Here is a 13307-nt window from a genome sequence, read left to right as displayed (position 1 = left end):
GAATTGCCACAAAACAATGACAATACAGGAAATTTTAAAAACTTATTGGAACCACGATACCTTCCGTCCTATGCAGGAAGATATTATCCAATCTGTATTGTTGGGGCATGATACTTTGGCCCTGCTGCCTACCGGTGGGGGCAAGTCGGTATGTTTCCAGGTGCCTGCCATGGCCAGGGACGGGATATGTGTTGTGGTATCACCGCTTATAGCCCTGATGAAGGATCAGGTAGAGAATTTAAAAACTAAGGGCATTGAAGCTACTGCCATTGTAGCCGGTATGGGCAAGCGCGAAATTGATTTAGCACTGGATAATTGCGTTTACGGCCAGGTTAAGTTTCTATACCTATCGCCGGAGCGTTTACTGTCTGACCTGGTGCGCGAGCGCATTAAGTACATGAAGGTAAATCTTTTTGCGGTTGATGAGGCGCATTGTATATCGCAATGGGGATATGATTTCAGGCCGGCCTACCTGCATATTGCCGACCTGCGCGAATTACACCCCGATGTGCCGGTACTTGCACTTACAGCTACCGCTACTGCCGAAGTTAGAGTAGACATACAGACACAACTGCAGTTTAGAAAAGGCATAGTCTTTCAGCAAAGCTTTGAGCGCAAAAGCATAAGCTATGTAGTACAGCACGAAGAAAATAAGTTCAGGAAGATGCTGGACATTGCCACAGGCGTAAAAGGCAGCGGCATTGTCTACGTGCGCAGCCGCCGCGAATGTGGCGAGATAGCTAAGTTTTATAATGATAACGGTATTAAGGCCGATTACTACCATGCGGGATTAACGCCTGATGAACGGTCTAAAAAACAGGAGAGCTGGAAAAATAATAAAACCCGCATTATAGTAGCCACTAATGCCTTTGGGATGGGGATTGATAAACCCGATGTGCGTTTTGTGATACATAAAGACCTGCCCGAAAGCCTGGAAGCTTATTACCAGGAGGCCGGCAGGGCAGGACGCGATGAAAAGAAAGCCTATGCTATATTATTATATAATAATGCTGACAGAGCCAGGCAGGAAAAAATATTTGAGTTAAGTTTCCCCACTGTTGATGAGATAAAGCTGGTATATCATTACCTATCTAATTATTACTCGGTAGCTTATGGCGCTGGGGCGGGGATAAGTTTCGACCTGGACTTGGGTGATTTTTGCGCCAAATACAAGCTGGATGTTATAAAAACATTAAATGCCCTGAAATTTTTAGAGCATGATGAATACCTGTCGTTTACTGAAAGTGTGTTTTTACTATCGCGCTTTAGGTTCGAGGTGTTTAATGAACAGTTGTATAATTTCCAGATACAAAATGCCGGTTGGGATACCTTTGTTAAAACCCTGCTGCGATCATACGGAGGCGCATTTGAAAACTATGTAAGTTTAAAGGAGTTTGATGTGGCACGGCGCGGTAACATGAGCGTGCAGCAGGTAATAGAAGGTTTAAAACAATTGCAGGAGTATGGTATATTAAGCTATTTGCCTCAAAACGATCAGCCGCAGGTTACTTATTTAAAATCGCGCCAGCATCCCAATAACTTATATATTAATAAACAATATATAGAACAGCGCAAAGCCACCTATCTTAAAAAAATAGAAGCCGTATTTGCTTACTGTACTCATAAAAAATGTCGCAGCCAGTTATTACTATCCTACTTTGATGAGCCCAACTCTGATAAATGTGGTATCTGCGATGTATGCCTTGACGAGAAGCGCAAGCGAAATGCAACGGATGTATTTGACGATATCACCAACGAAGTGGCCCAATTGCTAAGCGTTGCGCCTTTAGATATCAGCTCATTAATAACATCTATTAAAAACGGCATTGAAAAAGAACGGCTGGATACCATACGCCTGCTGCTTGATGCCGGTAAGATAAAGTTTAACGGCGAGAAATACTACTTGTAAAGAATCACTTAGACTACAGAACTCTCTCTTCGACACGTTTTAGTGGCATCGTATTCTAATATTTATTCCGTTTTCACCGACACATACAGGGCGTTTACCGAGGAAAACAGGCATTGTGTCGTTTTTACACTATCTTCATGTAACCTTTCTTATTTCGTGCCGTCTTATGGATGTATTTAAAATAATAAAAAAAGAAAATCACAACAAATAAATAAGATCATGAAAACTAGAATTGTAACTCTAATCACATTGTTAACCATTATATTAAGCGCAACAATAACAAAAGCAGCCACAAAAGATGGCAACAATAATAACACTGCGATATTGGTAGCAACAAACAACATCAGCAAAATTGAAGCATCAGGAAATGTTGAAGTTTACATCATCAATGGTGATAAAGACGAAGTAAAAGTTTACGATAAATACTATGAGCAAAATGCTTTGGTACAAGACAAAGACGGCGTATTGCGTATATCATCATACACTGCCGATAAATTGGTAGTATTGGTTACCGTATCTGATTTACGTACTATAACTGCTAGTGATAACGCGTCAATTAAATCATACGGAACACTTTCTGCAATTGATTTAAGTGTAACGTTAAACAACAATGCGTCAGCACAATTAAAATTAAATGTCTTTGCTGCTAATTTTACAGTAAATAATCATGCAATTGCTAACCTATCAGGTAATGTATATGACTATAGCTCAACTTATAGCCAATCATCAGCCATAAATAAAACAAACCTTACGGTAGTTAATAGCACCGTAAAAAATACTACCAAAGCAGCTGCCTGTTTAGCCCAAGAAAAAATGGCAAGCTTGTAACCTAAGCACACTTTTGCAAAAGTTCACTATATATTATTTAAACCGGGAGCTAATTTACTCCCGGTTTTTTTTGTAACTTCAATTAACAATTAGTAGTCTAATAAGCAATACCTAAAGTAATTAGCGCTCATCTAAACAAAAAAAACGCCATGAAAAAATCTTACTTAACCATATTAACTGTAATTGCCGGTATTTCATTATTAGCATTGTCATCGTGCAGGATGAGATGCGAGCGTGGCTCGGGCCATTGGATTACTGAGAATAGAAAAGTAACCGACTTTAAAAAGCTGGATATATCAGGAGCGTTTGATGTTGTTTTAAAGCAAGACAGCTCATTAACCGTATCAGTTGCTGCTGATGATAATTTATTGAAGATTATTAAAACTGAAATAGATGGTGATAAACTACGCATATCAACCGATGGAAAAAACATTTGCAGCAGTAGTGGTGATCTGACCGTCACTATCGGCGTGCATAACCTTAATGATATCAAAGCATTGGGTGCTATTAATATTACATCAACCGGGAAAATAGTTGCTAAAGATATTCACCTTGACCTGGCAGGCGCAACCAAAGTAAACATTGATTTGGATGCGGCTAACGTTAATACCGAAGCTAATGGTGCAACAGAAATTGCTTTAAAGGGCCAGGCAACCTCGCATACTATCGACCTAAATGGCGGAGGCAAAGTACATGCGTTTGATTTTGTTGTAGGCAACTACAGCATTACAACCCAAGGTGCCAGCGAATGCGAAATTAATGTATTGCATGATTTAACGGTAAACAGTAGCGGCGCATCGGTTATAAAATATAAAGGCAACCCAACCAGTATTAAAAATGAAAAATCGGGTGCTTCATCAATAACAAAAGTTAATTAAATTAAAAATAGGGGGATGTTTATTTAGGCTTTTCCCGCAATTAAATCTTATCACACATTATGAAAAAAGTAATTAAAATTGTTGCTTACCTGGCAATAGCTATAGTTGTAATAATAATTGGCGGTGCAGCCTATGTAACCTTTGCCTTACCTAATGTAGGCGACCCCGAAAATATTAAAGTAGATATAACTCCGCAACGAATTTCGCATGGTAAATACCTAGCATATAATGTCTTGGCATGTGTTGATTGCCACTCAAAACGCGATTGGACTAAATTGGGCGGACCTATTGATACCACTACGCTTGGTGGTGGTGGCGAGTTATTTGACCAGGCAGGAGCAGGTTTCCCGGGCGAAGTTTATGTGCCCAATATTACACCATACAAATTGGTTAATTGGACAGACGGCGAATTGTTTAGAGCAATCGTAACCGGGCAAAGAAAAAATGGAAACGCTATATTCCCGCTGATGCCATGGCCGTATTATTCGAAACTTGACCGCGAAGATATTTATGACGTTATTGCTTATATACGTTCGCTTAAACCTATAAAAGCCGATTATCCACAATCAAAGCTTGATTTCCCGCTGAATATAATTGTGCATACCATGCCAAAAAAGGCTGAATTAGGAACCAAGCCTGATGTTAAAGACACCTTAAAATTTGGCGCTTACATGGTGCAGTCAAGTGCTTGTATGGAATGTCACTCGCAGGACGATAAGGGTACACTATTGCCGGGGCTTGAATTTGCAGGCGGCAGGCCATTTAAAATAAACGGAGGTACCGTAAAATCAGCAAATATAACTCCGGATATGGCCACCGGTATAGGCGGTTGGACAAAAGAAATGTTTATTGCAAAATTTAAATCATTTAGCGATCGTAAAAACGCAGTATCGGTTAAGCCGGGTGGTTTTCAAACCGTTATGCCATGGTGGGGCTATGGCGGCATGAGCGAAAATGAACTGGGTGCTATTTATACCTATCTTAGAACCTTAAAACCGGTTAAAAATAGCGTGGTTAAATTTGCCAGTAATTAATATAGTCGGAGGCATTTAATTAACCTGTGTTCGGCATGTCACCGAACACAGGTTAAATTAAAGTCTATTATTTATACAACTTAAACTCATCTATCTGGAAGGCACCGGCAAACGTGCTTACAATTCTCCACCTATAATATTGGTAAGGTTTCGGATTAGCTATTGGATAATAAAAGAACCTATTATACTGGGTAGCGCTTTGGCCAATGGATACCAGGTAATCAGCGAAACCAATGGTAAGTAATTGATGGTCAAGAACGTCCCATGTATTGTTATCGTTCGAGCCCTCTATATACCATTCGTTTGGATCACGTGAACTGCCTGAATCATTTCCATTTACTATTGCATAAAGCTTCACCGTTACCGGCGCTGCAAATTGAAGCGTAGCAGTTTCAGGAACCGGGAAAGGTTTATAGAAACCAAATTTGGTTGCAATATTACCATCAACCAACTTGAGCGAACCTTCGTTAGGGCCTTGATCTGTGTTTTCGTTAGTTGAATTGAAAGCTACGTAAGATTGCGTAATATCTGTAGCTATTCCATCAGTAGTAACATTCTTGCTGATAGTTGCAACGCTGCCCTTATCTGTAGTAACTGTTACCGAAAAGTTGTTAAAACTGCCGAACGCAAAAGATTGGAGCGGAGATAGTTGAGTACTTGTAGTAGTTGTTACAGCGCTTGTAACCGGGTCAACCGCGTTAAAGGTCCATAAAACAGATTTAATATTACCCTTTATACTTGCATTAAACTGGAGCTGGTATAAAACTTCCGTTTTTACGGCAGTTACTTTTAATACACTATCCGGAACTATATTTACGGCAACGTATTTATGCGAATAATCTCCCGTTTTTGAAAATGTCTTTAGATCTACTAAAAACGTTCCGGTAGTTAAATAGGTATGGGTTGGGCTTAAGCTGGTCACTAACGTATCGTCTCCAAAGCGCCATTCTACTTTTGTAAAATCTTTAGCTAAGCTATTAAACTTAAATGTAAATCCGTCAGCCGGGTCGGGCGTAATTGTGTAATCTGATAGCGGGTTTATAGGTACAGTTTCGGTAGCTACAGGTACATTTTGTTTTGAGCAGGAAACTATAGCTCCCAGGCAAAAAATCAGTCCCAATGGTTTTAATAATCGTTTCATAAGTAAGTGTGTTTTAAGTTTTATAGGTAATTAGATTGTTAAAATTTAAGAATAGGATAACATTCATGAAGGTTAATATCCTGCCGTTTGGTGCTGATTTAAATAATTAGGAGATTGATTTTGATTGTGTACCTTACCGATAACGGGGGGCTGTTAAGAAGTACGCATCAATATTACGATATTGTTAACTAAAAGTTTGCACCTTCAATATATAATTTGCTTTTATAACAGGATAATTACAAAAAAAAGACTTATTAGTCAGTTTTTTGTAATTAAAATGATAGTACTTCTGTCTGTTTAAGTTTTGATTTTGTTGCCGATTATAGCGAGGTGGGCTAATTAAAAATAAATTAGTATTTTTGCGCCTCTAAATTTATAGCCCAATTATAACTAAGCTGTAAACGCGGACACTAATAATTAAAATACCCATTAAAGATGAATATTACACAGGAAAAAATTGATAACCTGAATGCAGTTGTAAAAATTAATATTGACCCGGCAGATTACCAGGGCCGTGTTGATAAGGCGATAAAAGACCACGCTAAAAAAGCAAAAATGCCGGGTTTTCGCCCGGGAATGGTACCGCCGTCACATATAAAGAAAATGTATGGTAAAAGTATTTTGGTTGATGAAGTAAACAACCTTTTATCAGATACTTTAAACAATTATATAGCCGAGCAAAAATTAGAAGTATTAGGCCAGCCGCTACCTAAGGTTGACGACAAACAAGAATATAACTGGGATTTTGCTGACGCTTTTGAGTTTAATTACGAAATTGGTTTAGCGCCCGAGTTTAATATAGATTTTTCATCAAAAGATAAATTGACACAATATGTGATAAAAATTGATGAAACCACTTTAGCCGAGCGTGTTAAAAATATCCGCAGAAGCTATGGCAAAATGACAAATCCTGACGTATCGGCAGAGGATGATGTGTTATATGCGCAATTAACGCAGCTTTCGCCAGATGGTTCTGTTTTTGAGGATGGAATAACCAATACAACATCAGTACGTTTAGAACAGATAGCTGACGCAAAAATTAAAAAATCGCTTATCGGTGTAAAAAAGGATGATGAAGTAGTACTGGATATACAGAAAGCTTACAATAACGATGCTGCAAAAATTGCCGCGATATTAGGCATTGAAGAAAGCGAAGCGGCTGATTTGAAATCAAACTTCCGTTTAACTGTTAAAAATGTAAATCGTTTAGAAGAAAGCGACTTGAACCAGGAGTTCTTTGATAAATTATTTGGAGAAGGTACAGTAACCGACGAAGCAGGCTTCAAAGCTAAAATAACCGAAGAGTTAGAAAGCATGATGCAGCAAGATGCAGAGCGTAAATTACAGAACGATATCTATAACTATAGCATAGAAAAAGTTCAGTTTAATTTACCTGATGATTTCTTGAAACGCTGGTTAAAAGTTACTAACGAGAAATTGACTGAAGAAGAATTAGAAGGCGGCTATAAAGATTTTGCTCAAAACCTTAAATGGACACTAATTGAGAACAAGATCATTAAAGAAAACAACATCGAGATTAAATACGAAGAAGTTTTCGCGGCAGCAAAACAAAGTTTAGATCAGCAATTCAGAATGTACAGTCCGCAGCCAATTGCTGAAGAGCAATTATCACAATATGCTGTACAATACCTTCAAAATAAAGAGAATGCTAATAAAGTATTTGACGAAGTAAAAGCCCTTAAAACATTAGATTATATTAAGAGCGTAATTACTTTAGACAAAAAGGATATTTTTTATAATGACTTTAAAGAGTTAGTAAAATAAGGAAACCCTTAAATATATTTTAAAAAGCATCCACTTAATATGGGTGCTTTTTTTTTAGCCCCTCCCAAACCCTCCCCGGTAGGTAGGGCTTAAAAGTCTCCCCTACCGGGGGAGATTTAGCGGGGCTGTTTATTTTTACTTTTCACAAACTTTATATTGAAAATTATATTCAACTAAAAACTATATTTATCGCGGGCAATCGCTCGTATTACAAAGATTAAAAACACAAACATATGAACAGTATACCAGATAGAAACGAATTTAGAAAATACGCTGTTAAACATCATAGAATTGGCGGCCTGCACGTAGATAAATTTATGGCCGGAGTTGACAGGGCAAACCTGCCAACCGGTATAGCGCCAATGGGCTATACGCCTTATATTATTGAGGAACGCCAGTTAAACATCTCGCAATTAGACGTGTTCTCGCGTTTAATGATGGACCGTATTATTTTCCTAGGCGATCCTATATATGATCAGAACGCTAATGTTATCCAGGCGCAGTTATTATTTCTACAATCGGCCGATGCAAAACGTGATATCCAGCTTTACATTAACTCTCCGGGTGGATCTGTTTACGCCGGCTTAGGTATTTATGATACCATGCAATTAATATCAAATGATGTAGCTACGATTTGTACCGGTATGGCTGCATCAATGGGCGCGGTATTGCTTTGCGCCGGTGCCGAAGGTAAACGTGCTGCATTACCACACTCAAGGGTGATGATCCACCAGCCATCAGGCGGTGCTCAAGGCCAGCAATCTGATATCGAGATATCTTACCATGAGATTACTAAACTGAAAAAAGAATTATACCAGATCATTGCTGATCATAGCGGTGCAACATATGACAAAGTTTATTCTGCATCAGACCGTGACTACTGGATGATAGCCGAAGAAGCCAAAGAATTTGGTATGATTGACGAAATATTAAGAGGTAATAAAACAAAGAAGTAATTTGATAGTTAGAATATTAGTCGGTAAGTCCAAAAGACAGTAAAGTTCGTAATTGGACTATATCTTTCGGGCTTGCTGACTGTCTAACTTCTGGACTTTGTATATATCATACCAATTGAGTAAATTTGTTTAACAAGTAATATCACAATGAATAAAAATAGTAAAGAGATAAGGTGTTCGTTTTGCGGAGCAGGCAAGCAAGACTCACTGATGCTTATAGCGGGGCTGGATGCACATACTTGTGATAAATGCGTTAACCAGGCTAACGAGATATTGGCCGAAGAGTTAAAAGTGCGTAAGGTAAAAGCCTCGCCAAATGCTCCCGCGATATTAAAACCAGCCGAAATAAAAAGCCACCTTGATCAATATGTTATTGGCCAGGATGATGCTAAAAAAATACTAGCCGTTGCTACTTATAACCACTACAAACGCTTAAACCAGCGTATTGATAAGGATGAGGTGGAGATTGAAAAATCAAACATTATTATGGTTGGCGAAACTGGTACAGGTAAAACCTTACTGGCTAAAACGCTGGCTAAAGTATTAAACGTTCCGTTTTGTATTTGCGATGCTACTGTATTAACAGAGGCCGGTTATGTAGGCGAGGATGTGGAAAGCATATTAACCCGCTTACTGCAATCTGCAGATTATGACGTAGCTACTGCCGAAAAAGGTATCGTATATATTGATGAGGTTGATAAGATCGCGCGTAAAAGCGATAATGCTTCTATCACACGTGATGTAAGCGGCGAAGGTGTACAACAGGCTTTGTTAAAGATACTGGAAGGCACTATGGTAAACGTACCACCACAAGGCGGCCGTAAACATCCCGATCAAAAAATGATCACGGTTAATACCAGTAATATATTGTTTATATGCGGCGGTGCTTTTGACGGGATTGAAAAGAAAATTGCTAACCGCTTACGTACGCAAACTGTTGGTTATAAACTAAAAGGTAATGATGGCGAGGTTGATATGAAAAACCTTTACAAATACATTACCCCCCAGGATCTGAAATCATTTGGCTTAATACCAGAGTTAATAGGCCGTTTGCCGGTGCTTACTTACTTAAATCCATTAGATAGGGAAGCATTACACAATATATTAACAGAGCCTAAAAACTCGTTGTTAAAGCAATACAAAAAACTGTTTGAATACGAAGGCGTAAAATTAGATTTTGAAGATGATGTGCTTGAATTTATTGTTGATAAAGCAATGGAATTTAAATTAGGCGCACGTGGTTTACGTTCTATATGTGAGGCTATAATGATAGACGCGATGTTTGAATTCCCATCTAAAAAAGATATCAAGAAATTAAACGTTACGTTAGATTATGCCCATGAGAAATTTGAAAAATCAGACCTTAAAAAGTTAAAAGTGGCTTAACAACAACTATATAGCTTAAAGCTATTTTTGTATAAATTAAACTGCAACCCTGGTGTAACGCCGGGGTTTGCTGTATAAAATAAAAAGGTTATGAATGAAGAATTAAATATAAAAAAGGATGGGGAGACCCCAAAAGTAAAAGAGGTGTCAAGCCCCGTAAAAGCCGGCCTAAAAACAAAAGAGGCCATTGTGGCTAACTGGCTGCCACGTTATACCGGCAGGCCGTTAGATGAGTTTGGCGATTATATAATCCTGACCAATTTCTCAAAATACATTCAGCTATTTTCTGAGTGGAACGATAATGCCCCAATAATGGGCATTGATAAGCCTATGCAAAGTGTAACTGCCAACGGCATTACAATTATTAATTTTGGTATGGGTAGTTCGGTTGCCGCTACGGTAATGGACCTGCTTACAGCAATACACCCAAAAGCCGTTATATTTTTAGGTAAATGTGGTGGCTTAAAACGCAAAAACAACGTAGGCGATCTGATATTGCCGATAGCGGCCATAAGAGGGGAAGGTACATCAAACGATTATTTACCAGCCGAAGTACCAGCATTGCCGTCATTTGCTTTGCAGAAAGCGATATCGACCACCATCCGCGATTTCTCTTTGGATTACTGGACAGGTACCTGCTACACCACAAACCGCCGTGTTTGGGAGCATGATAAAAAGTTTAAAAGCTATTTGAAAGAGCTGCGCGCCATGGCCGTTGATATGGAAACGGCAACCATATTTACCTGCGGTTTTGCTAACAAAATACCTACGGGCGCATTGTTACTAGTGTCAGACCAACCAATGATCCCAGAGGGAGTTAAAACCAGCGAAAGTGATTCGAAAGTTAGCTCCCGGTTTGTAGAAACACATTTAAAAATTGGTATTGAATCATTAAAACAATTAATTAACGGTGGCCTGACGGTTAAACACTTGCGGTTTTAAGTTGATTAAGTTGAATAGTTGATTAAGTTGATTAAGTTGATTGGTTGGCGGAACTCGCTTAATCAAATAAACTTAATAGAACAATAACAAAACCTAATAGTTAAATTTGTAAGGCAACTACTCACACAATCAACTACCACCATGTGGCATAACAATATATTAGAAACCATTGGCAATACACCTATGGTTAAATTAAATAAAGTAGCAAAGGATATTCCGGCAACGGTTTTAGCTAAAATTGAGACTACTAATCCCGGCAACTCAATAAAGGACCGTATGGCCCTCAAAATGATAGAGGATGCCGAGCAAAGCGGCAAGCTTAAACCCGGCGGCACTATCATTGAAGGTACATCCGGCAACACCGGTATGGGACTGGCTATTGCTGCTGTTATAAAAGGCTATAAATGTATCTTTACCAGTACCGATAAGCAATCAAAAGAAAAATTTGACGCTCTACGTGCCTTTGGTGCCGAGGTTATTGTTTGCCCTACAAATGTCGACCCGGAAGACCCACGTTCGTACTACTCGGTTTCATCCCGCTTAGAGCGCGAGGTGCCTAATTCATGGAAGCCTAACCAGTATGATAACCTGTCTAACTCGCAGGCGCATTATGAATCTACCGGCCCCGAGATCTGGGAGCAGACGGAAGGTAAAATAACTCACCTTATCGCAGGTGTTGGTACGGGTGGTACTATATCGGGCATCGCTAAATACTTAAAAGAAAAAAAGCCGTCTGTACAAATCTTAGGTATTGACACCTATGGTTCGGTATTTAAAAAGTATAAAGAAACCGGCGAGCTTGATAAGAACGAAATCTACCCATACATTACCGAAGGCATAGGCGAGGATTTTTTACCAGCCAACGTTGATTTTAACCTGATAGACCATTTTGAAAAAGTAACTGATAAAGATGCCGCCCTAATGACCCGCGAGATAGCCCGTAAAGAAGGTATTTTTGTAGGCAACTCAACAGGCTCGGCAGTGGCGGGCTTGCTGCAAATGAAGGATAAGTTTAAAGAGGGCGATGTGGTAGTTATTATCTTTCCGGATCATGGTACGCGTTACCTGGGTAAAATGTATAATGATGATTGGCTACGCGATCGTGGTTTCCTGAAAGATGGCAAGCTAACCGCCAAAGACATCATCGGCAAAAAAGAAAGCCAGGAGATAGTTACTATAGACAGTGAAAAATCTGTTTTAGAAGCTATCAATACTATCAAGTCGCTTAACATATCACAGATCCCGGTTACGCAGGCCGGTATGGTTATAGGTAAAATCACAGAAAGCGATATATTGAACGCGCTGCTGGAAAATCCATCGCTAAAATCTCAGCCATTAAAAGCGATTGCAACAGCGCCATTCCCGTTTGTGGATATTAATACATCTATAGATAGGATCTCAGCAATGATCAACAACGATAATATAGCTGTATTGGTTGAGCATGAAGGCCATATAGCCATCATTACGCAATACGATATTATTAATGCCATATCGGCGTAGGGTATATAAACAATGCGGGCTGTCATCCTGAGCCTGTCGAAGGATCGCGCGTAATGGCCTTTGCCCGCAATCCTTCGACAGGCTCAGGATGACAACGCTCTTTTAAAATTAAAAATGAAACAATATTACGTCTACATATTATTGTGCAATGATAGCTCATATTATACAGGCGTTACTAATAAAATAGATAGGCGACTTAGTGAACATGAAACAGGTTTTAATAAGAATAGCTATACCTACAGGCGAAGACCGGTAAAGCTTGTTTTTTGTGAAAGGTTTACAGATGTGAATCAGGCAATAGCTTTTGAGAAGCAAGTTAAAGGGTGGAGACGTGAAAAAAAGGAAGCTATTATTAATGGTGATTGGGACTTGCTGCCTGAATTAGCAAAGACAGCAAAATAAAAGTGCGCTGTCATCCTGAGCTGGTCGAAGGATCGAGCGTAAAGGCCATTGCCCGCAATGGTTCGACAGGATCACCATGACAGCCTCCTTTTTATGCATTGTCATCCTGAACTTGTCGAAGGATCACCACTTCTTAAATATCACAAACACAGCCAATACAATCAGCCCGAAACCAACTAAATGGTTCCATGCAAACTTTTCGGTTTTGAAGAATATTACGGAGAAGAGCATGAAGACGATAAGTGTTATAGCTTCCTGTATAGTTTTTAGCTGTACCAGGGTATAAGGGCCGCCGTCGCCTTTAAAGCCTGCACGGTTTGCCGGTACCTGGAACATATATTCAAAAAACGCCAGTCCCCAGCTTATCAGGATAACAGATATTAATCCCAGGTTTTTACCCCAATCGTAATCTTTAAATTTTAAGTGCCCGTACCAGGCAAAGGTCATAAAGGTGTTTGATATGATGAGGAAGAGAATTGTTTTTAAGCCGCGCATGTGTTAAAGTTAAAACGCAAAAATAAATGAAAATTTATCCGCACATCAGCA

At 39.2% G+C, this 13307-nt stretch carries 12 protein-coding genes; 10 read left to right on the top strand and 2 right to left on the bottom strand.

Annotated features, from left to right (window positions below):
• The first annotated feature begins 16 nt into the window (after positions 1-16).
• The 4 genes from JWQ34_RS14360 to JWQ34_RS14345 all read left to right on the top strand — a co-directional run bounded on the left by JWQ34_RS14360 (position 17) and on the right by JWQ34_RS14345 (position 4649).
• A complete protein-coding gene (locus tag JWQ34_RS14360) occupies positions 17-1909 on the top strand; it encodes an ATP-dependent DNA helicase RecQ (protein ID WP_299358201.1) in 1893 nt (630 codons plus the stop codon).
• Between the two features lie 219 nt (positions 1910-2128).
• Entirely contained in the window at positions 2129-2737 is a 609-nt protein-coding gene (locus tag JWQ34_RS14355; RefSeq protein WP_299358199.1) for a DUF2807 domain-containing protein, read from the top strand.
• A gap of 149 nt (positions 2738-2886) precedes the next feature.
• On the top strand, positions 2887-3615 hold the full coding sequence (locus JWQ34_RS14350) for a head GIN domain-containing protein (RefSeq protein ID WP_299358197.1): 729 nt from the start codon (positions 2887-2889) through the stop codon (positions 3613-3615).
• 59 nt (positions 3616-3674) lie between these two features.
• Complete coding sequence (locus tag JWQ34_RS14345) at positions 3675-4649, top strand: cytochrome C (RefSeq protein WP_299358195.1); 975 nt, start codon at positions 3675-3677, stop codon at positions 4647-4649.
• Between the two features lie 67 nt (positions 4650-4716).
• Here JWQ34_RS14345 and JWQ34_RS14340 read toward each other — a convergent pair whose 3' ends face one another.
• Entirely contained in the window at positions 4717-5790 is a 1074-nt protein-coding gene (locus tag JWQ34_RS14340; protein ID WP_299358193.1) for a PKD domain-containing protein, read from the bottom strand.
• Positions 5791-6225: 435 nt separating this feature from the next.
• On the opposite strand from JWQ34_RS14340, the gene tig reads away from it, so the two are divergent.
• From tig to JWQ34_RS14310, 6 genes are all read left to right on the top strand, one after another.
• The gene (gene tig, locus JWQ34_RS14335) at positions 6226-7575 is read left to right on the top strand and encodes a trigger factor (protein WP_299358191.1); all 1350 of its coding nucleotides are present in this window, start codon (positions 6226-6228) and stop codon (positions 7573-7575) included.
• 233 nt (positions 7576-7808) lie between these two features.
• The gene (locus JWQ34_RS14330; RefSeq protein WP_299358189.1) at positions 7809-8531 is read left to right on the top strand and encodes an ATP-dependent Clp protease proteolytic subunit; all 723 of its coding nucleotides are present in this window, start codon (positions 7809-7811) and stop codon (positions 8529-8531) included.
• A 147-nt stretch (positions 8532-8678) separates the two neighbouring features.
• Positions 8679-9917, top strand: coding sequence for an ATP-dependent Clp protease ATP-binding subunit ClpX (clpX, locus tag JWQ34_RS14325; RefSeq protein ID WP_299358187.1), 1239 nt, complete (start codon positions 8679-8681; stop codon positions 9915-9917).
• Positions 9918-10007: 90 nt separating this feature from the next.
• The gene (locus tag JWQ34_RS14320; RefSeq protein WP_299358185.1) at positions 10008-10859 is read left to right on the top strand and encodes an AMP nucleosidase; all 852 of its coding nucleotides are present in this window, start codon (positions 10008-10010) and stop codon (positions 10857-10859) included.
• A 141-nt stretch (positions 10860-11000) separates the two neighbouring features.
• A complete protein-coding gene (locus tag JWQ34_RS14315) occupies positions 11001-12359 on the top strand; it encodes a cystathionine beta-synthase (protein WP_299358183.1) in 1359 nt (452 codons plus the stop codon).
• A 114-nt stretch (positions 12360-12473) separates the two neighbouring features.
• Positions 12474-12761, top strand: a complete 288-nt coding sequence (locus JWQ34_RS14310) for a GIY-YIG nuclease family protein (protein WP_299358181.1) — start codon at positions 12474-12476, stop codon at positions 12759-12761.
• Positions 12762-12884: 123 nt separating this feature from the next.
• On the opposite strand, the gene JWQ34_RS14305 is transcribed toward JWQ34_RS14310, so the two are convergent.
• Positions 12885-13256: a DMT family protein gene (locus tag JWQ34_RS14305; protein ID WP_299358179.1), complete on the bottom strand. Its 372-nt coding sequence runs from the start codon at positions 13254-13256 to the stop codon at positions 12885-12887.
• Between the last annotated feature and the right edge of the window lie 51 nt (positions 13257-13307).

The organism is Mucilaginibacter sp., assembly GCF_028288185.1.
GTDB lineage: Bacteria > Bacteroidota > Bacteroidia > Sphingobacteriales > Sphingobacteriaceae > Mucilaginibacter.
Note: the sequence above shows the minus strand (reverse complement) of the source record. Positions and strands in the feature narration are given on the sequence as shown.

What these genes read in the sequence shown, in the direction of transcription:
- JWQ34_RS14315 (WP_299358183.1), top strand. Translation starts at nt 11,001, where the DNA reads ATGTGGCATAACAATATATTAGAAACCATTGGCAATACACCTATGGTT.
- JWQ34_RS14345 (WP_299358195.1), top strand. Translation starts at nt 3,675, where the DNA reads ATGAAAAAAGTAATTAAAATTGTTGCTTACCTGGCAATAGCTATAGTT.
- JWQ34_RS14320 (WP_299358185.1), top strand. Translation starts at nt 10,008, where the DNA reads ATGAATGAAGAATTAAATATAAAAAAGGATGGGGAGACCCCAAAAGTA.
- JWQ34_RS14355 (WP_299358199.1), top strand. Translation starts at nt 2,129, where the DNA reads ATGAAAACTAGAATTGTAACTCTAATCACATTGTTAACCATTATATTA.
- tig (WP_299358191.1), top strand. Translation starts at nt 6,226, where the DNA reads ATGAATATTACACAGGAAAAAATTGATAACCTGAATGCAGTTGTAAAA.
- clpX (WP_299358187.1), top strand. Translation starts at nt 8,679, where the DNA reads ATGAATAAAAATAGTAAAGAGATAAGGTGTTCGTTTTGCGGAGCAGGC.
- JWQ34_RS14360 (WP_299358201.1), top strand. Translation starts at nt 17, where the DNA reads ATGACAATACAGGAAATTTTAAAAACTTATTGGAACCACGATACCTTC.
- JWQ34_RS14330 (WP_299358189.1), top strand. Translation starts at nt 7,809, where the DNA reads ATGAACAGTATACCAGATAGAAACGAATTTAGAAAATACGCTGTTAAA.
- JWQ34_RS14340 (WP_299358193.1), bottom strand. Translation starts at nt 5,790, where the DNA reads ATGAAACGATTATTAAAACCATTGGGACTGATTTTTTGCCTGGGAGCT.
- JWQ34_RS14350 (WP_299358197.1), top strand. Translation starts at nt 2,887, where the DNA reads ATGAAAAAATCTTACTTAACCATATTAACTGTAATTGCCGGTATTTCA.
- JWQ34_RS14310 (WP_299358181.1), top strand. Translation starts at nt 12,474, where the DNA reads ATGAAACAATATTACGTCTACATATTATTGTGCAATGATAGCTCATAT.
- JWQ34_RS14305 (WP_299358179.1), bottom strand. Translation starts at nt 13,256, where the DNA reads ATGCGCGGCTTAAAAACAATTCTCTTCCTCATCATATCAAACACCTTT.